Origin of the sequence: Streptomyces sp. NPDC007917 (assembly GCF_042959105.1) — a bacterium.
In the GTDB taxonomy this organism is placed as follows: domain Bacteria; phylum Actinomycetota; class Actinomycetes; order Streptomycetales; family Streptomycetaceae; genus Streptomyces.
This window is the reverse complement of the sequence record NZ_JBIBKK010000012.1, coordinates 142,925-163,312: the sequence shown is the minus strand read 5'-3', so window position 1 is coordinate 163,312 and position 20,388 is coordinate 142,925. Positions and strand designations below refer to the sequence as shown.

The 20,388-nt window shown below is 68.6% G+C and carries 15 protein-coding genes and 1 pseudogene; 7 read left to right on the top strand and 9 right to left on the bottom strand.

Going from position 1 to position 20,388, the window contains the following annotated elements:
* Nucleotides 1-491: 491 nt before the first annotated feature.
* Together ACFZDL_RS24945 and ACFZDL_RS24940 are read left to right on the top strand one after the other, a co-directional pair.
* Nucleotides 492-1,253, top strand: coding sequence for an AfsR/SARP family transcriptional regulator (locus ACFZDL_RS24945; RefSeq protein WP_353592716.1), 762 nt, complete (start codon nucleotides 492-494; stop codon nucleotides 1,251-1,253).
* 61 nt (nucleotides 1,254-1,314) lie between these two features.
* Nucleotides 1,315-2,055 (top strand): AfsR/SARP family transcriptional regulator, encoded by a 741-nt coding sequence (locus ACFZDL_RS24940; protein ID WP_353592717.1) that lies wholly within the window; start codon nucleotides 1,315-1,317, stop codon nucleotides 2,053-2,055.
* Between the two features lie 116 nt (nucleotides 2,056-2,171).
* Here the strand turns inward: ACFZDL_RS24940 and ACFZDL_RS24935 are convergent, their stop codons facing one another.
* A complete protein-coding gene (locus ACFZDL_RS24935; protein ID WP_353592718.1) occupies nucleotides 2,172-2,384 on the bottom strand; it encodes a DUF5988 family protein in 213 nt (70 codons plus the stop codon).
* 292 nt (nucleotides 2,385-2,676) lie between these two features.
* Between ACFZDL_RS24935 and ACFZDL_RS24930 the strand changes: the two genes are divergently transcribed.
* Nucleotides 2,677-3,867, top strand: a complete 1,191-nt coding sequence (locus ACFZDL_RS24930; RefSeq protein ID WP_353592719.1) for an ATP-binding protein — start codon at nucleotides 2,677-2,679, stop codon at nucleotides 3,865-3,867.
* Nucleotides 3,860-5,059 carry a hypothetical protein gene (locus tag ACFZDL_RS24925; protein WP_353592720.1) on the top strand — a complete coding sequence of 400 codons (1,200 nt, stop codon included), beginning with the start codon at nucleotides 3,860-3,862 and terminating at the stop codon, nucleotides 5,057-5,059. The genes ACFZDL_RS24930 and ACFZDL_RS24925 overlap by 8 nt, the downstream gene beginning before the upstream one ends.
* Here ACFZDL_RS24925 and ACFZDL_RS24920 read toward each other — a convergent pair.
* Both ACFZDL_RS24920 and ACFZDL_RS24915 read right to left on the bottom strand, forming a co-directional pair.
* Nucleotides 4,965-5,621, bottom strand: coding sequence for a response regulator (locus ACFZDL_RS24920; protein ID WP_391192379.1), 657 nt, complete (start codon nucleotides 5,619-5,621; stop codon nucleotides 4,965-4,967). The genes ACFZDL_RS24925 and ACFZDL_RS24920 overlap by 95 nt on opposite strands.
* A gap of 334 nt (nucleotides 5,622-5,955) precedes the next feature.
* Complete coding sequence (locus ACFZDL_RS24915; RefSeq protein WP_391192376.1) at nucleotides 5,956-7,122, bottom strand: MFS transporter; 1,167 nt, start codon at nucleotides 7,120-7,122, stop codon at nucleotides 5,956-5,958.
* A gap of 760 nt (nucleotides 7,123-7,882) precedes the next feature.
* On the opposite strand from ACFZDL_RS24915, the gene ACFZDL_RS24910 reads away from it, so the two are divergent.
* Nucleotides 7,883-8,545 carry a GDSL-type esterase/lipase family protein gene (locus ACFZDL_RS24910; protein WP_353592723.1) on the top strand — a complete coding sequence of 221 codons (663 nt, stop codon included), beginning with the start codon at nucleotides 7,883-7,885 and terminating at the stop codon, nucleotides 8,543-8,545.
* Between the two features lie 171 nt (nucleotides 8,546-8,716).
* On the opposite strand, the gene ACFZDL_RS24905 is transcribed toward ACFZDL_RS24910, so the two are convergent.
* From ACFZDL_RS24905 to ACFZDL_RS24890, 4 genes and pseudogenes are all read right to left on the bottom strand, one after another.
* The gene (locus tag ACFZDL_RS24905) at nucleotides 8,717-9,658 is read right to left on the bottom strand and encodes an alpha/beta hydrolase (protein WP_353592724.1); all 942 of its coding nucleotides are present in this window, start codon (nucleotides 9,656-9,658) and stop codon (nucleotides 8,717-8,719) included.
* Nucleotides 9,659-9,826: 168 nt separating this feature from the next.
* Nucleotides 9,827-11,191 (bottom strand): glycoside hydrolase family 43 protein, encoded by a 1,365-nt coding sequence (locus tag ACFZDL_RS24900; protein ID WP_353592725.1) that lies wholly within the window; start codon nucleotides 11,189-11,191, stop codon nucleotides 9,827-9,829.
* Between the two features lie 183 nt (nucleotides 11,192-11,374).
* Nucleotides 11,375-12,340: pseudogene (locus ACFZDL_RS24895) on the bottom strand (arabinofuranosidase catalytic domain-containing protein); the annotation flags it as partial.
* Between the two features lie 392 nt (nucleotides 12,341-12,732).
* Nucleotides 12,733-13,479 (bottom strand): FCD domain-containing protein, encoded by a 747-nt coding sequence (locus tag ACFZDL_RS24890; RefSeq protein ID WP_353592837.1) that lies wholly within the window; start codon nucleotides 13,477-13,479, stop codon nucleotides 12,733-12,735.
* A gap of 607 nt (nucleotides 13,480-14,086) precedes the next feature.
* Here ACFZDL_RS24890 and ACFZDL_RS24885 point away from each other — a divergent pair.
* On the top strand, nucleotides 14,087-16,096 hold the full coding sequence (locus tag ACFZDL_RS24885; protein ID WP_353592726.1) for a right-handed parallel beta-helix repeat-containing protein: 2,010 nt from the start codon (nucleotides 14,087-14,089) through the stop codon (nucleotides 16,094-16,096).
* A gap of 452 nt (nucleotides 16,097-16,548) precedes the next feature.
* Here ACFZDL_RS24885 and ACFZDL_RS24880 read toward each other — a convergent pair whose 3' ends face one another.
* Together ACFZDL_RS24880 and ACFZDL_RS24875 are read right to left on the bottom strand one after the other, a co-directional pair.
* Nucleotides 16,549-16,968, bottom strand: coding sequence for a type II toxin-antitoxin system VapC family toxin (locus ACFZDL_RS24880; RefSeq protein ID WP_353592727.1), 420 nt, complete (start codon nucleotides 16,966-16,968; stop codon nucleotides 16,549-16,551).
* Nucleotides 16,965-17,195 (bottom strand): antitoxin, encoded by a 231-nt coding sequence (locus ACFZDL_RS24875; protein WP_353592728.1) that lies wholly within the window; start codon nucleotides 17,193-17,195, stop codon nucleotides 16,965-16,967. Before ACFZDL_RS24875 ends, ACFZDL_RS24880 begins: the two co-directional genes overlap by 4 nt.
* A 496-nt stretch (nucleotides 17,196-17,691) precedes the next feature.
* Between ACFZDL_RS24875 and ACFZDL_RS24870 the strand changes: the two genes are divergently transcribed.
* A complete protein-coding gene (locus ACFZDL_RS24870; protein ID WP_353592729.1) occupies nucleotides 17,692-20,367 on the top strand; it encodes a hypothetical protein in 2,676 nt (891 codons plus the stop codon).
* The last annotated feature ends 21 nt before the right edge of the window (nucleotides 20,368-20,388 follow it).

The window sequence follows — 20,388 nt, the reverse complement described above, 5'->3', positions numbered from 1 at the left end:
GGGTACGGTGACGGTCACCGATCGACGAATCACCCTATGTGCCGATTTGGTTGTGGGTCTATTGACCCTCACACTGGCGCGCGCCGCACAGTTAGGATGCGTTGATGTTGCCCTCTCTGCGATCACTGCTGCTGGTTGTTCGCCCTTCGGAGAGGACCGCGGCCCGTGATGCCGGGCGCAGTTCGGCACCATGAGTCGGCGCAGCCGTCGATCGCAGAGCAACGCCGTCGATCTCCGTAGCCAGAAGACCACCTCCCATCTGACCGAAAACCTCACTGGGGGCGATGTTGCAGCCATGTGAAATGCGCGGAGGTGGCTGCGATCTGGCTAAGCTGTCGGTGGCGTGGGTAGGCATCGACGCTGAGGTCTGAAGCGCGACCATAAAGGCTTCCAAAATCGGGGTGAATTTTTCGGATGCTGGCCGAATTCGATCACAATGGAGCGCACTCCTGGTTCGACACGACGCCGGCGATGGGGGGAGTTCGCGTATCATGAGGTACGAGATACTGGGCCCGTTGCGCGTGGTTGACGGATCTTCGGTCACCTCAATCAGTGCCCGCAAGATCGAGGTGCTGCTGGCGGCATTACTCGTGCGGGCCGACGAGGTGGTGAGCAGCGAAGATCTGGTGAAGGAGATCTGGGGCACCCGGGCGCCGCGGCAGGCCGTGGCGGCGCTCCACGTCTATGTGTCCCAACTCCGCAAGTTCCTCAGGCGCCCCAACCGCACCGAGAGCCCCATCGTGACCGCTCGCAGCGGGTATGTGCTGCGTCTCGGCGCGGACGAGCTGGACTTCCATGTCTTCCAGGGGCTGGTGCGCCAGGGGCGGGCCGCACAGCGGGCCGGGCGCACCCATGAGGCCTGCGAGGCTTACGAAGAGGGCCTTGACCTCTGGCGCGGCCCGGTCCTCGAGGACCTGCGCGACGGGGCGATCGTCAACGGCTTCGTGTGCTGGGCCGAGCAGGCCCGGCTGGAATGCGTCGAGTCGTTCGTGGACGCCGGCCTGGAGCTCGGCCGCCACCGTGAGTTCGTCAGCTACCTCTACGCCCGGATAGAGGAGCTTCCGCTGAACGAGGCGTTCTACCGGCAGCTCATGCTGGCGCTCTACCGTTCGGGCTGCAGGGCCGACGCCCTGAGTGTCTACCAGTCGGCGCGGACCGTGCTGAGCGAGGAACTCGGGCTTGAGCCGTCCGCCGCCCTCAAGCGGTTGCACCATGCCGTGCTCATCGACGCCCCGGAACTCGAAGCCGCCTAGCCGAATCGCGCGCACCGCCGACTCGTCACGCATCCAGGAACAGCAGAACAGGGGGTAATTCGTGCGGTACGAGATTTTGGGACCTCTCCGTGTAGTCGACGAAAAGGGCGGTTCGCCGCTCAGAGCGCAGAAACTCGCTACCGTTCTCGCCGTCCTGCTGATCCGCTCGGATCAGGTCGTGATGGCGGAACAGCTCACCAGAGAGATCTGGGGCGAGCTGCCGCCTCGGCGCGACACCGCGAGTATCTACGTCTGCATTTCGCGGCTGCGCAAGTTCCTGAGCCGTTCGGGCCAGCAGAATCCCATCATCACCCGCCCGGGTGGATATATGCTGCGCAGGGCGTCGAGCGAATGCGATTTCGACGCCTTCCAGCAGCTGGTCACCGACGGGCGGAAGTACGTCAGATACGAGGAGCCCGCGCAGGCGGCGCTGTGTTTCGAACAGGCCCTGGCGCTGTGGCGGGGCCCGGCGTTCGGGAATGTCCAGACGGGACCGATCGTGACCGGTTTTCTTAAGCGGCTGGACGAGATGCGTATTGAATGTGCTGAGATGTCGGCCGAGGCGTATCTCGAACTCGGCCGCCATCGGGAACTCGTCGGCCGGCTGCACTCCCTCGTCGCCGAGTTCCCGCTCCGGGAGACGTTCTACCGACAGCTGATGCTGGCCCTCTACCGCTCCGACCGGAAGTCCGAGGCGCTTGGCATATACGAGTCCGCCAGACGTGTTCTCGACAGGGAACTGGGGCTTGAACCCGGCCGGAAACTCAGGGAGCTCCGGCACACGGTTCTCGCCTCGACCTGACGGACCGCGCCTGGCGGACTCGTTCTGCAGGCCACCGCCCGAGCTCGCCGGGGGTTCGACTCGCACATCTGCGAGTGAACCCGCCGGCGAAGACCGGGCCCTGGCCGCGTGGCTGATTACTCGGCGACATACGTCCGGCGGATCCACTCGAAGACCCGCAGATGCCGCCCGTGGTGCTCCATGAACTGGCCTGTGGGCTCGAAGTGTTCGTACGCGTTGCCGATGAGGAGCTTCAGGGTCGACTCGGTGTCATCGACGTACCGGGTGTGCGGATCGGCCAGCTCCGTGGGGCCGCCGAGCAGGATGACATTGGGCGCAGATGCGGACATAAAAGGCTGCATTCCCTTCGCTATACACCCAAGAGAAGGTTGGCATGAGGCGGAAAGCGCGCCGATGGGCGGCATACTTCTTGCTCGCAAAGGGCTTGTGGGGGCCCGACGTGGGCGGGCTTCCAGATCATCCCGATCTGCGCCCCCAAGCCACTGCGCTCGGTCCAGCCTAGACGCGCCGGGTCCTCCGGTGTGAGGGTCGTTCGACCGACAAAAGGCTTCGATTTCCTCACGGATCGTGAGGTCACCTCTACCGCCCCGCCACATCGATGGCCGCCGAGGATGGATGCCCATGCCGATTCGCTCACTGTCGCCCGGTATCGACCCGCCGGCCGCGGCGCGCCTTCCCGGCTCGGGAGGGCCCTGGGCGCGTGAATACGTCGCGTTCAACCGGCGGTTGGCGCTCTACGGGCGCGCCGGGGTGATGAGCGCGTGCGCCGTGCTGGGCGTGGTGGCCATGCCGGTGGACGAGATGGCGCCCACGGCGGTGGTCGCGGCGGCCGTGCTCGCCTGGAGCTGGATCCACCTGCGGCTGGCCACCACCCCGGCGATGCCGCCGAGGTCGCTGCTCACCCTGGACCTGGCGGTCATGACGGCGCTGTGTCTGAGCCAGCGGTTCACCATCCCCGAGACGCAGACCACGCACGGGGGCACATGGGTCATGGTGTGCGTCAACTTCACGGCCGTGGCGTACCAGCTGATGCAGCCGCTGCGCACCGCGATGCTGGCGACGCTGTGGCTGTGCTGCGCGGATGTGGTGGGCGCCGCGCTGCACCCGCACCTCCAGTGGCCCGGCGTGCTGCGCAGTGTCATCTGGGTGGTGGTGAACACCGTCCTGGCCCGGGCCGTGGTCCGGCTGGTGTTCAGCGAGAGCCGGGCGGCCGACGACGCCGCCGACCGGGCCGCGCGGGCACGGCGGCACGGGGAGGCGGCGGAGGCCCGCTGCGCCGCGGAGCGGGAGCACCTGGCCGCGCTCCATGACACCGCCTGCGCGACCCTGCTGATCGCGTCGGCGCCGTGGGCGTCGATGCGGACCGAGACACTGCGGGCCCAGGCCGCCAGAGACCTCGTGCGGCTGCGCGCCGAGCAGCCGGTGGCGGGGGAGGTGGACCTGGCCGCCGAACTGCTGGACGAGATCGTCGCGCACCCCCTCCGCGTCATCAGCAGATTCGACGAGGACCTGGGCACGGCCTGGCGCCCCGTCGCGGCGGCCCTGCGCGGCGGTCTCGGCGAGGCGCTGCGCAACGTGGCCCGCTACGCGGGCGTCGAGGTCGTACGGGTGACGGCGCACCGCGCGGGGGAGGTGATCGTCGTGACCATCGCCGACCACGGGGTGGGGTTCGACCCCGAGCGCATCCCCACCCAGCGGATCGGGATCAAGCGTTCGATCCGCGGACGGATGTGGAACGTGGGGGGCCGCGCCACGGTGGAGTCCCGGCCCGGACACGGTACGACGGTGCGGCTGGAGTGGCCGCGTGGGTGAGGACTTCCGTCAGCTGATCACCCGTCATCAGCTCCGCGGCATCCGCGTCGGGGGGCTGCTCATCCTGGTCACCCTCCACATCGGGGCCGCCCTGCCCGGCCTGCTCGGCGCTCTGGACGACTACCGGCACCCCTTTGTCCCCCTCGCCGCCTACGGACTGCTCACGCTGGTCCTCGGCGGCAGCGTCGTCCTCGGCCTCGACGGGCGCCCATGGCCGCGCGGCTGGGTGCCGGCGGCGCTGACCGGCGTCTTCGCGGCCTCGGTGGCCACCACCACCCAGGTCCCGGCGGACCATTACTTCCTCACCACCTCCCACTGGTCCTACTCCCTCGCGGGCTGGTTCGCCGTCGTCCTGCTCGCCGACCGGGGGCCGGTGGTCTCCGGCGTCTTCCTCGGCTGCCATCTGGCCGTCACCGGCGCCCTGTTGCTGACGGTCCAGGTGCCCTCGCGGCACACCGGAGCGAGCATGGCCCTGAGCGTCCTCTCCGCCTGCTGCTTCCAGATGATCATCGCCGCCGGCGCGAAGCTCCTCCTCGACAGCAGCAGAGCCATCGGCGAGGCCCTGCGGGCCCAGGAGCGGGTGCGCACCCGTATCGCCGTCGCCCGGCAGATCCAGGCGGACCAGCGCCGCCGGTACGCCGAGCTGAACACCACCGTGCTCCCCCTGCTCACCGGCCTCGCCAGCGGCTCCCTCGACCCGGAGGACGACGAGGTGCGGCGCGCCTGCGCGTTGGAAGCCGCCCGGCTGAGGCGGCTGTTCGCGGAGAGCGACTGTACGTTCGACCCGCTGGTCCACGAGATGCGCGCCTGCATCGACGTCGCCGAGCGCAACGGCACCACCGTGCAACTCGCCGTCCGCGGCGACCCCCTCGAACTGCCGCTGCCCCTGCGCCGCGCGCTCCTGGACCCGGTCATCGCCGCCCTCGCCGCCGCCGGGCAGACGGCGCGCGTCACCGTCGTCCGCGGCGGGGATCAGGTGCGGGTGGGCATCGTGGTGGACGCGCTGCAGGACCGGCCGCCCGCGCCCGCGGCCAACGGGATCCGGGTGCGCACGGTCCACGCCGAGGACCGTCTCCTCGTGGAGGCCGCGTGCCGGATCACAGCTCGTCCAGAGCTATCAGCCCGTCCTGAACCGCCCTGGCCACCAGTTTGGCCTTCGTGGTCGCCGGGCGGCCGGCGTTCGCGTACTTGATGCGCACCCGGTCCAGGTAGGTGTTCACCGTGCGCTCGGAGATCCCCAGGCTCTGGGCGACCACGGCCTTCGACTCCGACTGGAACCACTCCACCAGCACCTCCACCTCCCGTACGGACAGCACGGGCCGGCTCTGCCGGGTGTCGCTGCCGAAGGCGCCGGCCAGCGACGGGGGCGTATAGGGGATGTCCTCAGCGGCGGCCCGGATCGCCTTGACCAGGTGCCGCTGCCCCTCCGCCTTGGTGATGTAGGTGGCCGACCCCAGATCCATGCAGGTCAACGCCGCCTCCTGGCTGTCCCGCATGGTATACACCACGACCTTGCGCTCCTGGGCCACGAGCTCCTGCAGCTCGTCGTACGCGGGCCGCCCGTTCTGCAACAGCAGATCCATGACCACGACATCCGCCCCCCGCCCCGGCCCGTGGAGCGCCACCGACACGTTCGCCCCCTCAGCCACCACCTTGATCGGCGCGTCGGCGGCGGCACACCACGCCGAGATGCCCGCGCGCACCACGGGGTGATCATCAACCAGGACGACGCTGAGGGGAATCCCTAACTCCACACCCACCCACCCATTCGTGAGAGAACCTGTACAACGAGTAGACAAACTGGCGTGCCCCGAGTTGTGTGGCATGGACCTGCTTGCTGTGATGCTTCACGTCATGCTTGAGGTTCCCGTGTCATCGGAGCCGATCCTGCTCAAAGGCTCCCCGGGTTTCACACGTCGGATGCGGAAGTGCGGTGAAAGATTCCGTTAATGAACGCATGTTCGACAAAGTAAACGTATGTCCGGGTCGTGCCTGTGACACCGAGCGGAGGAACCGGACAGCCCGGTGCGGTCCGCGAGGACGGACCGCACCGGGCTCCAAGTCACGGCTTTCCCGGTGATGCCACACTCACCTGGAAACAGGGGCCGTCTTCCGTCCGGCGGCGCGGCGCTCGGTGAGCCAGTACAGCAGCGCCAGCACGGGCAGGGCCGCGCCGAGGGCGCTGACGGCGCCCCAGCCGCCGGCGCGGTAGGCGATCGAGCCGAGCTGGGAGCCCAGGGCGCCGCCGAGGAAGAAGGTGGCGATGAAGGCCGAGTTGAGACGGGCCCGGGCGCTGGAGTCGAGCTGGTAGATGGTGTGCTGGCCGAGGATCAGGGTGGTCTGCACGGCCATGTCGATGAGGATCGCGGCCAGGGCGAGCAGCACGATGCTGTGCTGACCGAAGCCGGCGACCGCGGAGGCCACCGCGGCGACGGCGAACGCGACGCCGGTCATGGGGCGGACGAGCTTGCGGTCGGCCCAGTGCCCGGCGAGCGGGGCGATGGCCGCACCGGCGGCTCCGACCAGGGCGAAGATGCCGACGCCGATGGGGGAGTAGCGGAAGTGGGGGCCGGTCAGGACGTAGGAGACGGTGGTCCAGAAGGCGCTGAAGGCACCGAACATCGCCGCCTGGTACAGGCCGCGGCGCAGCAGCGCGGGATGGGTGCGCACCAGCGCGACGGTGGAGCGCAGCACGTGGTGGTACGGCACCGAGGTGGTGGGCGCGTGCTTGGGCAGCGCTGCCCGCAGGGCCACGGCCAGGACGGCCATCAGGGCCGCGGAGCCGAGGTAGACGACGCGCCAGCCGGCGACGTCGGAGACCAGGCTGCTCACGGTGCGGGAGAGCAGGATGCCGGTGAGCAGGCCGCTCATCACCCGGCCCACGATCCGGCCGCGGGCGTGGTCGGGGGCCAGGCTCGCCGCGAACGGCACCAGGATCTGGGCGACGACCGATGTGGCACCGCTGGTCAGGGAGGCGGCCAGCAGCATGGGGAACCCGGTGGCGAGGCCGGCCGCCACCAGGGCCAGGGTGGTGACCGTCAGCAGGGCGGTGATCAGGCTCCGCTTCTCCAGCCGGTCGCCGAGCGGGACCAGGAAGAGCATGCCGATCACGTAACCGACCTGGGTGAGGGTGATCAGGACACCCGCGGTGGCCGTCGTGATGTGGAAGACATCGCGCAGCGAGGACAGCAGGGGCTGCGCGTAGTAGAGGTTGGCGACCGTCATACCGGAGGCGACGGCCAGCAGCGCGACCAGCCGGCCCGGGACGCCGAGGGGAGCGGGGGTGCTGGTCGCGGCGCGGTGTGATGTGCGCGGCTCGGATGTGCGCAGATCAATTGACTGGGACACGGGACCTTCTTCGATGACGTCTGGTGGTGGTCGAGCGGCTTCCTCGCTGCTCTCACCGGGTGAAAGCGCGCGGCGCGTCTCATTGCTTCCCCGCTCTCGGCGATGGCTGCGGATATCAGTTATCTCCATCGGAGATGACCGCTGTGCACCCGCGGCACACCGGGCGCGTCGGCTGACGCCGGCGCGGGGACGCGCTCTCCTGCCCGCGCGCACGACGGCCCCGGTGTGTACGTTGAAGGGCAACGGCTGTCCTGGCCGACGACCGCTACCCCATCCCCCGTTGCCCGACATGACAGCCACCCAGATGGACATCACAGCGGACCTGGTCCGGGATCTGCCGCGCGAGCAACACCCCGACCTGGCAGACATCCGGCCAACATCCTGACCACCGACGGCACCTTCTCCGGTGTGATCGACTTCGCGACTTCGCGACTTCTTCGACGCCGGCGTCCACGGCCGCCCCGGAGGCAAGCCCACGTGGGGCCCCCGCCCAGGCTGTCGGGGCCACATCGGGGCCGTCAGTCCGGCGTCGGTGGCATATCGGGGACCGTCGGTCCCATGTCGGTGGGGCCTGACACCTTTCGAGAGGTCCTGCCGGGTGCCCATGCAAGGCGAAGCCCGACGTTCTCAGCCACTTTCCTCTCCTCACCGAGTTCAAGGAGCGCATATGACGATCACCGTCCGACCGGGAAGCACCGTGATGTTCACCGGCGATTCGATCACCGACTGCCAACGGCTGGAGAGCGAAGACGGTCTCGGGTTCGGCTACCCGCTGCGCGTCGCGGGCGAGTGGGGACTCCGGCACCCGAACCGGCCCGTGACCTGGCTGAACACCGGGAACGCGGGCGAGAAGGTGATGGACCTCGAAGCCCGCTGGCAGACAGACGTACTCGACGCGCGCCCGGACGTGGTGTCGATCCTCGTCGGGGTCAACGACATGGGCTGGCACACGCTGGATCCGAAGGGGTACGTGATCCCCGCGGAGGAGTTCGAAGCGGGTTATGACCGTCTGCTCGCACCCCTCGCCGAGGCGGGCACGAAGCTGATCCTCATCGAGCCATTCCTCCTGCCGATCCACGGCGTCGTCGAGGCCGGTGCCGCGCTCATCGGAGAGGAAGAGCGAAAGAAATGGCGCGCCGACCTGGACCCGAAGATCCAGGTCGTGCGCAGGCTCGCCCGCAAGTACGGCGCGCATCTGCTCGCCGCCGACGGCATGTTCGCCGAACTCGCCCCGACGACCGGGCCGGAGTACTGGGCGGCGGCCGGCGTCCACCCGACGCCGGCCGGTCACGCCGCACTCGCGGCGGCCTGGCTGCGCCTGGTCGCATGACCGGGCCCCTGCACACCGCAGGGGGCCGGAACACGGATGATCTTCGTGAGCCGGGCGTCCGGCCCACACCGGATCAACGGCCGCACCGCGCCGGCCGCGCCACCGACCTCCCCGGGCAGAACTAGCTGGTTCTGCCCGGGGCCCGGCCGGCGGCCCGGCCAAGGGGCGGGGCTATCCCAGGGCCGCGACCCAGGAGGTGCCGTTGCTGGTGGCGTCGCCCTGGAGGCGGTCACGGGCGGCGGTGTCGCCGTACAGGCCCCAGCGGAACCAGTCCAGGAAGGTGTTCTCCGTCTGGGCGTAGTACGGGTATTGCGGAGTCAGGAACGAGCCGTGGTCGGCGCCGTTCTGGGTGAGGAACGCCTTCGGTGCGCGGAGTTCGTTGTACGCCTGCCGCGCCGAGTTGATGTTGCAGGTCCCGTCGTTGCTGCCGTGGATGAACAGCACCTTGGCGGCCAGGCCTGCCGGGTTGCCCATGTCCACGCAGGCGACCGGGACGGCGGCGACGATGCGGTTGTCCGGCCAGGCGGTGAGCAGGCCGTGGGTGGTCATACCGCCCATCGAGTGGCCGGATACGCCGACCCCGGCCCTGGTGTCGATGTGCCCGGCGAACGGACTGCCCGACGCGCTGTTCAGCGCCAGTGTCCGGGTGATGACCTCGGAGACGTCCTTCGACCAGTTGCCGTTGTAGACGCTGCCGATGTTGGTGTTGTCGGAGAACGAGGGAGCGGGGCAGATGAAGCCGGCGGAGGCCAGGTCGTGGGTCTGCGACGAGTAGCAGTCGGAGTTGCACCCCATGCCGTGGCTCCACTCGGCGATGGGGAAGACGCCGCTTGCGATGGGCGCGTTGGGGATGGGATTGCCGCCCGGGGTGCCGGCGGCCGGGTAGAAGACCTTCGTGAGGATCTGGCGCCCTCCGCGGGACCAGTTGAACTGCCGCACCCCAATGGCGAACTTCTGTGTGGGCGCCTGCCGCGGGGTGGCCGTATGGGGTGCCGGGGTACCGGCCGCTGTGCCGGCGACCGCTGTGCCGCCGAACGCTGCCCCGCCGAACGCGGATAAGCCCACGCCGGCCGCTGCGGCCCTGCCGAGGAAGGTACGCCGTCGCATCGACATCGATGACTCCTGGTGGTGGATGAGGGGGTGATGTGGTTGCCAGGCTCCGTCGCCTGAGCCTGTGAGCGATCACTTGCGTCGTGTTCGGTCCGGGCTCCGGCCCCGTCCCGAACACGGATGCTGCTCCTGTCGGTCCCGTGGCGGATGGGGCAGCACCTCGGCACGGCGCTACTTCGAAGCCGCCGCGGCGGAGGCAGCGGTGAACCGCCACCAATTCACGTTGAGGAGATAGCCACTGCCACCGGTGAACCTCAGATACAGGTCCTGGGTGCCCGTCGCGCCGCTGACCGGGCAGGACACCGTCGTCCAGGTCTGCCACCCACCGGTGTTCGGCACACTGCACCGGCCCGCCACCGTCCCGCTGGGTCCGCCCAGGCGCAGTTCGACGGCGCTGCCGTCGACCGCCGAGGCCACACGTGCCGTGAAGGACGACGCACCCGCACCGAACCCGACGCCCTTGACCTTGATGTAGTCGCCGTTGTCGATGTATCCGACGTTCAGCCCTCCCTCGCCGGACGGCTCGGTCTCGACTCCGGACTCCCAGGCGATCGTCTCGGCTTCCTGACGTGTGTACGGATTGAGCGGGCCGACCTGAGGCGCCCCGGCGTTGGTCATGTTGATCGTCGGGATCGTGCCATCGGACTTGTAGGAGAACTTCTCAACCGCGACCGAGCGCGTGAAGCCGCCCCCGCCCGGGAGGGCGCCGTTGTGGTAGAAGAAGTATGAACTTCCCTTGAAGTCGGTGATCCCCGGATGATTGGTGAAGCTGCCCCCTTGCGTGGGCATGACCGTGCCTCTGTAGGTCCACGGCCCGGTCGGGCCAGGGGCGGTCGAATAGGCGATGAATTCCGAGCAGCACTTGGCCGCGAAGACGATGTAGTACAGGCCGTTGCGCTTGTAGACCCAGGGACCTTCTTCGAACAGGGTGGGCCGACTGGCGTCTCCCGTACGGGTACCGAAGCCCGCGGTGGTGAGCGGGATCTTGGTGGGGCTGCCCGAGTAGGAGGTCATGTCTGCGTTCAGCTTGACGTACCACAGGTCCGGGTTGCCCCAGTACAGGTATGCCTGGCCGTCATCGTCGATGAAGACCGTCGGGTCGAACTGGCCGTTCTCCACCAGCGGATGACCGAGGGCGTCACGGAACGGCCCAGTGGGGCTGTCGGCCACCGCCACGCCGATGGCCATCCGGCCGGTCGCCCGGTTCGTCATCGGCACGTACCAGTAGAACTTGCCGTTGCGGTAGACGGCCTGTCCCGCCCAGGCGTTGGTGGATGCCCAGCTGAAGGAGGTCAGGGCGAGCGGGGAGCCGTGATCGGTCCAGTTGACCATGTCGTCGGAGGACCACACCCGCCATTCCTTCATGGTGTAGTTGGTGGAGTTGTCCTCGTCGTGCCCGGTGTAGAGGTAGACCCGGCCGTTGTGGACCAGCGGCGCGGGGTCGGCGGTGTAGATGGTCTGCACGATCGGGTTGTCCGCTCTTGCCGCGGTGGGCTGGACGGCGGCGGGCACGGCGAAGGCCAGCATGAACCCCACGACCCAGGTGACTGCTCGTCGAAGTCTCCTGCGGGTCGAGAGCGGTAACGCTGGCGAAAGCGGTCGGGCGTAGGTCATCGTCGGCTCCCAAGGCACTGGTTGGCGCAGAGGATCGACAGCCGAAAGGGTCCCCGCCGCGACCAGGACGAGGGCGGCGGCCGGCTTCGAGTCGGAACGAGCTGGTCAGCGGTAGCCGGCGGCGACCACGTTGGCCTGGACGGCGTTCTCTGTCTGGTCGGACGGATAGCCCGCGACCATGGCGCCCTCGTAGAAGGTGCCGGCGCTGAGGTTGGCGCCGCCGCCGGGCTTGCAGCAGTCGCCCCCGCTGCCCAGGACGATGGCGCCCTGCTTCTTCATGGGGCTGTAACCGCTGGGCAGGGTGCCGTCCCAAAGGGTGGTCAGGCTGCCGGACTGGGCATCGCTGCCCTTGATGGCGAAGCGGGAAGTGCCGTTGTTCTTCAGGGTGGCGGTGACGAACTTGCTGGTGAAGGCCCGCTGCTTGGGGTTCCATGACTGGCTTCCACCCGGGTACAGACCCCATTCGAGGTCCGCCTGGACCCACGGGCCGCTGCCGGAGCATCCGCCGAACCAGCACGAGGTGCTGAAGTTGATGGCGTCCATGGCGCCGGCGGCATCCGCCTTCCGCGTGGTCTCGCTGTTGCCGTAGTCGAAGCAGCAGCCGCTGTTGACGTGCTTGCCGCTCGTCACCATGTACATGCCCTCGGGGCTGCTGCCGGTGGGGATGCCGGTGGCGTGGCCGTCGCGCCAGTAACTGTTGCCGGGGTTGATGTACAGGGAATAGGCCTTGCTGCCGCCGGCCGTCAGGGACTCGGAAGTCGCCTTGGCGGGGCTGCTCTGAGTGGAGCCGGGGACCTGGCTGGACCCTTGGTACCACAGGTGGTTGCCGCGTCCGGACTGGTCGTAGACGACGGTTATCACGCAGGTGGCGCCGGAACAGAACGAGTCCTGGGCCGCGGCGTTGGCGACGCCACCGGCGCCGAGGACGCCGATGTCCCGGGTGGCGTTGTCCGACGAACGCCTGACCTGGTACAGGTTGCCCCCATAGGATCCGTAGAGCGCGCGGACCGTACTGTGCGCGGCCACACACGGGGTTCCACCCGAGGCGTAGATGTCGCACGGCCCGGTGCCGGCTGCCGACGCCGACACCGGCCAGGTGGCCACGGTCGCCAGCACTGCGATCGACATCAGCGCCGAGCGTGCGGCAACCCCCACGGGCGAATGCCGCCTGCGGCGCTGTGGCGCGGACGGGGATGCTGACGAAGGCTGCATGGCTCTCCTCCTGGAGGGACGTGTCGACGATGGCGCGGTGAGCAGCCACGTCGCGGACACTGTCAGACCATGCACATGACAAGCCGACCGTCTGTGCGCGTGTCTGCGGAGCCCACGAGCAGCGTGATATTCGAGATCTCGAACATTGGTCGTACTCTCGATAGGCCGGATCGTAGAGCGGCCCTGAGGTTTGTCAACCCTTTCGGTGGCGAGAGGGATGGCGACCCGCCGGCCGCGACCGGTCGGGCAGGTCAGCCGAAGACCCGGCGCTGGATCTCACGCCGGTAGTCCTCGAGGGTGTTGTCAAGATGGGCCATGGCGGCCCGAGCCGCCGCCTCCGGATCGCCGTCCCTGATGGCCCGGCAGATCGCGGCGTGTTCCTCCACGGCTTCCGCGGCATGGCCGCCGACCGTGCCGTGCAGTCCGATCGTGCTGGACTGGCGCTGCAACCGGCGCGCCTCGCGTACCGCCGCGACGAGGAACGGGTTGTGCGCGGCGGTGGCGATGCCGATGTGGAAGTCGTCGTCACCACGGTCGAACAACGCCCGCTGCCTCGTCACATACCCCTCCCGGCACATCTCTTCCGCGGCCTCGATGGCACGCAACTCGGCAGGGGTCGCCCGGGTGGCGGCCAACCGGCTTGCCGCGGCTTCCTGTACTCGCCGGAACTCGAAGAGCTGGTAGACGTGGTCCAGGTCGGTCGGCAGGAAGGGGCTTCCCCAGCGCGAGGAGCCCAGCAGGCCCTCGTCGTCCGACACATGGAGGCCGCGCCCCTTCTGCACGCGCACCCGCCCGATCGCAGAGAGGATCTTCACCGCCTCCCGCACCACCGAGCGGCTCGTGCCCAGGCGGGAGGCCAACTCGTTCTCCGTCGGCATCCGGTCGCCCGGACGCAACTGCAACTCGGCGATGAGCTCGAGGATCTGCTCGGCCACGAGCTCGTACCCGGGGCGGTAGGAGCCCGTCGACTCGGCATGGCGCCGCGGCGAGGGCGTCATGTGGCCGGTCGCCGGTAAGGGCTTTCCGTCCAACCGCTTACCTCCTTCAGCGCAGGGGGCATATGCCCGGTGATCAGCCGCGCCCCATCCTTCAAGAGCATATACCTGGCCATATTCGCCACATTCGAAAAATGTGTCCGATCCATTCGCGGCGACGACGGAGCGAATTATGCGTAAATGAGGCAGTAAAGCTGCATCGCCAAGTCGTCGGCGCCGAAGAATATTGGAAATAGGTTCACTCATCCCGTTGACTGCGCCCTATCGGGCAGTTTTTATGTGTGACCAAGCCGACGTTCTGTCCGCAGTACTCCGGGAGGCCCTTACGCCCCGCCCCGGACCGGGTCACGGGCCGGGCCCGGGCAGGGGCAGCGTCCGCCTGCCAGGCCACGTTCGGAGCCGTACCACAAGATCCATCTCCACTCGGCCCTCAGCTCCGGCTCTTCCCCACCGCCGAGGATGTGGCACTGCACCTGGTCTTCCGGGCGGCGGCACTGGTCCTGTTCGTCGCGGGACCGGCGCTGTCGCTGCACCGGCTGGCGGCCCACACGGCGTGGGCGTTTCCCAGCCCGCCCACCGTCACCCCACCTTCTCACCCCCGAGGATGCTCATGCTCCGCCAACCAGGAAGGGCGCTAGCCGCCCTCACCGCGGCCCTCACGGCCTTCACCGGGTCCGTGCTGTCCACGGCCCACGCAGACGCCGGGGCCGCGGACATCGCCAGGATCGTCGTGGCGCCCGGAGGCAATGATCGCAACGCTGGCACGGCTGACCACCCCGTTGCCACCCTTGCCAAGGCGCGGCAACTCGCCCGGTCCCTGTCCGGCACGTCCGACGTGGTCGTGGAGCTGGCGGGCGGCACTTACCGCCTGACGGAACCATTACGGCTCACCGGTTCCGACTCAGGGCGCAACGGCCACACCGTCACCTGGCGGGGGCGGTCCGGGCAGACCCCCGTCCTGTCCGGCGCGCTGCGGGTGACCGACTGGAAAGTCCATGACGCCGCGGCGAACATCTACGCCGCACCGGTACCGAAGGGAACGGATTCGCGCCAGCTCTACGTCGACGGCGCCAGTGCGCCCCGCGCCTCGATCACGATCTCGCGCAACGACGTCCGGGTCACCAAGTCCGGGCTGACCATCGTCAATCCTGCCCTGAACTACCTGGCCTCACTGCCCCGGCAGAACCGGATCGAGGTGGAGAGCCAGAACTCCTTCACCGACCGCTTCGCACCCGTCCAGAGCATCGACGGCACCACCATCACGATGCAGCAGCCGGCGTGGAACAACAACAACTGGGGCTACGACACCCTCGCCAAGCCCTTCGCCGGCGGCACTCTCATGCTCCAGAACTCCTACTCCTTCCTCAAAACGGCCGGGCAGTGGTACCTCGACCGGGACGCCGGCCAGCTCTACTACAAGGCACCGGCCGGCAAGAACCCCGCCAACAGCGACATCGAGTTGCCACAGCTCACCTCGCTGATGCAGATCGGCGGCACCTACGACAATCCGGCCCACGACATCACCATCCAGCACATCCGCTTCGAGTACTCCACCTGGCTCCAGCCGGGCACCTCGACCGGCTACGCCAACCAGCAGAACGGGACCTTCCTCGCGGCTGCCCACCAGCAACCGAACGACTTCCTCACTTCCTGCCAGTCCGGCTGCCCGCTGTTCGAGGCGGCGCGTAACAGCTGGCACCAGATCCCCGCGGCCGTACAGGTCTCGGCCGCGCGCGGCATCACCTTCACCGACAACACCTTCACCCATCTCGGCCAGGTGGGTCTCGGCATAGGCAACGACGCCAACGCCCACGCCTCCGGCGTCGGTCTGGGCGCGTCGAACATCACCGTCCACCACAACACCTTCGCCGACGACGCCGGCGCCGGCATCGTGGCCGGCGGCGTGCAGCCCGACGCCCACCACCCGTCCAACCCCGCGATGGTCAACAAGGACATCACGATCAAGAACAACCTGGTGACCAGGGTCGCCGAGGACTACAAGGACATGTCCGGCATCCTGTCCACCTACGTCACCCGCGCGGTCATCGAGCACAACGAGGTTTCCGACCTCGCCTACGACGGTATCGACGTCGGCTGGGGCTGGGGAGCCAACGACCCCGGCGGCAGCACGGACTACAGGAACCGGGGCCTGTACAACTACCAGCCGGTCTACCGCACACCGACCACGTTGTCGGACAACTCCGTGCGATACAACCTCATCCACGGCACCAAGAAGGTCTTCCACGACGGCGGCAGCCTGTACAACCTGTCAGCGAGCCCCCGCACCGTCATCGAGGGCAACTACATCTACGACAACCGCAACACCGTCGGCCTCTACCTGGACGAGGGCTCGCGCTATGTGAGGCTGTCGCACAACGTGATCCGGGACTCCGGGGTGTGGGCCTTCACCAACGCCAGTTCCACCAACAACACCAACGACAGCACCTTCGCGGAGAACTGGTACAACACCGGCGCGACCCAAGTGGCGACCGGCTCACCACACAACAACGTCCTGAGCGGAAACATCCAGGTGAGCGGCGGCAACTGGCCGACGGCCGCACGACAGGTCATGGACCAGGCCGGCATCGAGCCCGGCCTACGGTCCTCCATCGGCCGCTGAGGACAGGTGTCTGCTGATCCCGCTCGGCGGCCTCGCCGAGCGGGAGATCAACCGCGCCCGTTACACCTAGGTCTGCCCGGGGTCCGGCTGGTGGCCCGGCCCCGGGCTCCTGTGACGGTCGAGCTGCGTCGGCGTCAGGTCGCCTTCCCTCCGGGGGCGTTCGTGGTGCCCTACGCCTCGGCGCCCGAGATGGCGCTGGTCGGCACCGTCCGCGTCGCCACCGTCGTCACCGCTGAACCAGACCACCTCTGGGAGAACGTTGCCGCCCGAGCCGGAATCACCCGGCGCGAGTACGACCAATACGCGGCTGGGGCCGGCGCGCTGTCGGCACTCTTCCTGGATGCCCCGAGCAGACTGCCCGCTCCCGTGCCGCTCACCACGCTACGTCAAGCGTGCCCGTCGTTGATCGCGACCCCGAAGGCCGAGCACTTGGGCCGCCCATGGCGGCTGTTTCAGGCAAAGGTCTCGAATGTCTCGATCTCGCAGCGAGCCACGCCGCTCTTGTCGATCCTGGCGTCACTGGTGATCAACGGCAGCCCCAGACTCTCGGCCAGGGCGACATACTGCGCGTCGTAGACGGAGAGGTTGCTCGACAAACCCTTGACGCGCTCCCAGAGGATCAACGTCTCATGCCGGTCGATCGCCAGATCGCGGTACGTCGCCACAGCCTTGCGGAGCTGCTTCTCACTCAGCTTGGGCTCGCCGCCACGCCGACCGCGCGCCAGGCCGAGCAATGCGGACATGATCTCGTAATCGATCAGGTGCGGTGCGGCGAGCCGGTCCTCCTTGGCGACACGTTCGCGCACCCGGTGCCCGGTGAGACCCTCGTCGCTGAGGAAGAAGATCAGCGCTGAGCAGTCGACGACGATCAACGGCCCGCCCTCGCGTCGTCGATCGCGGCCAGCACATCCGACGTGCTCAGGCTCGCCCCGGCCTCGGCTTCCGCGCGGGCGGCGGCCTCGGCGAGCGTGGGCCTGGCGGCTTCGCTGACGAGGACGTCGAGCGCGTAGGCCTGAAGCGACTTACCCGCTTTCGCGGCGCGGGCCTTCAGTGTGGCCAGGGCATCGTCCGGGACGTCGCGAATGGTCAGAGCAGTCATGCCTGCATTATAGCTGCAATGCATGCGGAGTGCATGCTTCGTCCATTGTTACTTTCGGCGGCTGTCAGTGTCTCTCCGTAGGCCGCATCCGAGACGTGACGGCCCAGGCCGCGCTCCGGCAATGCCCATACCGGCGCATGCGGCGCTGGTGCTTCTCCGCCACCTGAGCCGGCGGGGCCGTGCGGTCTTACTCAACCCCATGGCACCGGCCACCGGCTCCGGAACACGCAAGGTCGCCTGCTGGCCGGACAAGGTCTACCAGGACCTGGGACCCGCGCAGATCATGACCGGTAACTCCTGCCCCACCACATGTGTGGCGCCCAGGGCGCGGTGTGGCCAACAACGGTCACATTGCGCGATCACAGTGGCGCGCTCCGCAGTGGGCGAGGATGATAGCCCTGGGCACCAAATGCCGGATCTCTTCCTGGGGTGCACAGTCAGTGCACATGGTTTCGATGGTCCGCACCGCGTGGCGGGCCATCCGGGGGGTAATGCCATGTCCTCTTCCGTTCCGCCGCTTCCCAAGATCAACTCGTTTGTCGAGGCGCTCGAACAACTCATCAAGCAGCCGCCCAAGAGACGCGGGCCAGCCCCCCAGGTTCTCCTCACGCAGCTGAGCGACGGCACGGAGGCGGAGCGCATCGCGGACGGGCTGTGCGGGCGCTTCAGCGCCGGGGGCCGGGCCAGGATCCCGTACGCGCAGGTGGCAGGGGCGCCCTCCGGCCCGCGGCGCGAGGGTGTGGGCCACACCTTCCAGAAGATCGAGGAAGAACTCCTCCGCAACCGGCCCAGCGGCTTCGGCAGGCTGCGCCTGCCGCAGTACCGCCTCATGTGCAGCATCGTCGAGGCGCAACTCACCGAGAGCCAGCCCCTGGTGCAGGCCGAGGAGTTACGGGACAGGTGTTACGAGGCGCGCTGCAAAGACTCCAGGATTCTCCGGGCCCTGGAGGCCGTCAGCGGTGGCGAACAGCCCCCGCCGAGCATCCCCGCCACCGCCTGGTACTGGCTGCGCCGCCCGCTCCTGGGCCTGCTTCCACGCTGGTGCTACGGATGGCGGAGCGGGCGCCGGATGACGCGTAAGGGCAGCTGGTACCGCACGTGGGCGGAACTCCCCGAGAAGGGTGCGGACTTCTTCGCCGACGCCCGGCGCCTTGCCCGCGCGGACGGCTCCTCCGGGCTCGACCAGACCGTGGCCGTGCTGCTGCGGGCACTGCTCGCCGATCTGCAGGCAGCCTGCCGCCACCCGCTGCTGTCCCCGTGGCGGCGTCGCCGCAAGCACCGCTTCGTCCTCGTCTTCCCGCAGGTCGAACCCGCCGAGCCGCAGGTGGGCCAGCTGCTGGCGCAATTCCCCGACGCGGTCGAGCAGACCGGATGCACCGGAGTGCTCCTGGTGGCTGCGGTCCCGCCGGGCGGGGGGCCGACGGAGAGCTACGCCGAGGCCGCCGTCACCCTCAACTCCTGGCAGGTGACCGCGGGGGTGGGCAGGGCCCGTGTCGTACGGGTGGGAGTGAAGCCACATGCCGACGACGCCGACGCCGCGCGCTGGCTCAGCCGCTTCCCGGAGATCTACCTCGAGAAGACCCACTCCGATCTCGCCCCGCGGCTCGAGGCCGTCCTCGCGTCGGTGGCGGGGGCCACCACGCTGGCACTCCTCGCCACATACGGCCTGACCTGGCTGATGCCGGCGAGGGAGAAAACCGACTGCCTGACCCGCAGTGCCGCGACCGAGCCCGCCGCGCCGTCCGGCACCGGCCGTATCCCCTCCGGCAAGTCCCCGAAGGAGCTCTACCGAGCGGTCCGCGCCATGATCGAGCGGCAGAACGAGGAAGCCGGCGCGGCCGCCGCGCGGCCCGGCGCGATGGTGAGAACCGTCGTCTATCTGGGCGTGCCTGTCACCGTCAACTCATGGAAGGAGGCGATGTACAGCGGAGCTATTCCCGAACTGCGCGGGATCGCCCTGGCCCAGGAAGAACTCAACCGCGAGGCGTCCCGGGACGAGGGCAACAAGGTATGGCTGCGAGTCCGGGTCGAGGACGCGGGCGCGCGGTTCACCAAGGCGCCCGCCGTCGCCGCCAGGATCGTGAGAGAAGTGAAGAAGGAACAGGGCGACGAGCAGATCATGGGAGTGGTCGGCCTCGGCCAGAGCCGCGAGGACACCCTGCGGGCCCGGGACATCCTGGGCGAGGGCGGGCTGCCGGTCATCGGAACCGTCGCGACTGCCGAGGAAATGCAGCGGCACCCGATGTACCGGCAGGTCGCACCGGACAACCGCCGAGAGGCGCGTATTGCCGCCGACTTCGCCCGCCGAGGCAACATCGTGCAGACTGCCCCGGGAAAGTGCGCACCCGCCGAGCGGGCCGTAGTGATCGCGGACCCCACCGACAACTACAGCGCCAATCTCAGCGAGCGGTTCACCCAAGAGTTCAGCGACACCCACCGCATCTGGTACACCACGGGCGACGACCGCATGAGCCACCACCCCGCGCAGGAAGACGACGTCGAATGGGTCCGGAAATTCTCCGAAATGGCCGAGAAGGTCTGCCGACGACTCAAGGACGAACCGCGCACAGTGGTGTACTGGACCGCGCGGGCGAATGAATTCGGCGCGTTCCTGGATGAGTACAACAGTGGCACGGCGTGCAATGGGCAGCTGACCGCGCTCGGCGGAAACGACCTCACCAACGCCGTCGTCGACGAACAGCGCCCCGGCGAGTGCTACCCTCGGCTGCGGCTCTACTACGCGGCGCACGCCCTGCCCAAGTCCTACCCGCCCAACGTCATGGGCGAGAACTTCCGTCGGCAGTACATCGCCGCGTACGGCAATCGCGACCCCTGGAGCAACGACGGCCGCACGCCACTGGCCTCTGACGCCCTGCGAGTGCTGGCCACGGCGCTCAACGAGGCGCGTCAGGACGCGGGGACGGCGGCATTCGGCCGCGGCACGGTGCAGGCCGCACTGGTGAACGGCGTCGGCGGCGCGGCCGGGGTACGGGGCGCGTCGGGGACGCTGGCGTTCGGACGGGACGGCAAAGTCCCCGCGGCCAAGCGGCTCCTCATCCTGCACGACACAAAGCGCGGGCCGGAGGTGGCGTTGGAGTGCGGAGCGCGCGACAACGGCGACGAAAGGAAGACATGGGGGCCGGACAATGAGTTCGCCTGCCCAGGTGACTAGGGTCTGTCCGCGAGCGCAATC

Coding starts and splice junctions, on each gene's coding strand:
- ACFZDL_RS24910 (WP_353592723.1), top strand. CDS start 7,883: ATGACGATCACCGTCCGACCGGGAAGCACCGTGATGTTCACCGGCGAT.
- ACFZDL_RS24935 (WP_353592718.1), bottom strand. CDS start 2,384: ATGTCCGCATCTGCGCCCAATGTCATCCTGCTCGGCGGCCCCACGGAG.
- ACFZDL_RS24930 (WP_353592719.1), top strand. CDS start 2,677: ATGCCGATTCGCTCACTGTCGCCCGGTATCGACCCGCCGGCCGCGGCG.
- ACFZDL_RS24875 (WP_353592728.1), bottom strand. CDS start 17,195: ATGACTGCTCTGACCATTCGCGACGTCCCGGACGATGCCCTGGCCACA.
- ACFZDL_RS24890 (WP_353592837.1), bottom strand. CDS start 13,479: ATGACGCCCTCGCCGCGGCGCCATGCCGAGTCGACGGGCTCCTACCGC.
- ACFZDL_RS24905 (WP_353592724.1), bottom strand. CDS start 9,658: ATGTCGATGCGACGGCGTACCTTCCTCGGCAGGGCCGCAGCGGCCGGC.
- ACFZDL_RS24870 (WP_353592729.1), top strand. CDS start 17,692: ATGTCCTCTTCCGTTCCGCCGCTTCCCAAGATCAACTCGTTTGTCGAG.
- ACFZDL_RS24885 (WP_353592726.1), top strand. CDS start 14,087: ATGCTCCGCCAACCAGGAAGGGCGCTAGCCGCCCTCACCGCGGCCCTC.
- ACFZDL_RS24945 (WP_353592716.1), top strand. CDS start 492: ATGAGGTACGAGATACTGGGCCCGTTGCGCGTGGTTGACGGATCTTCG.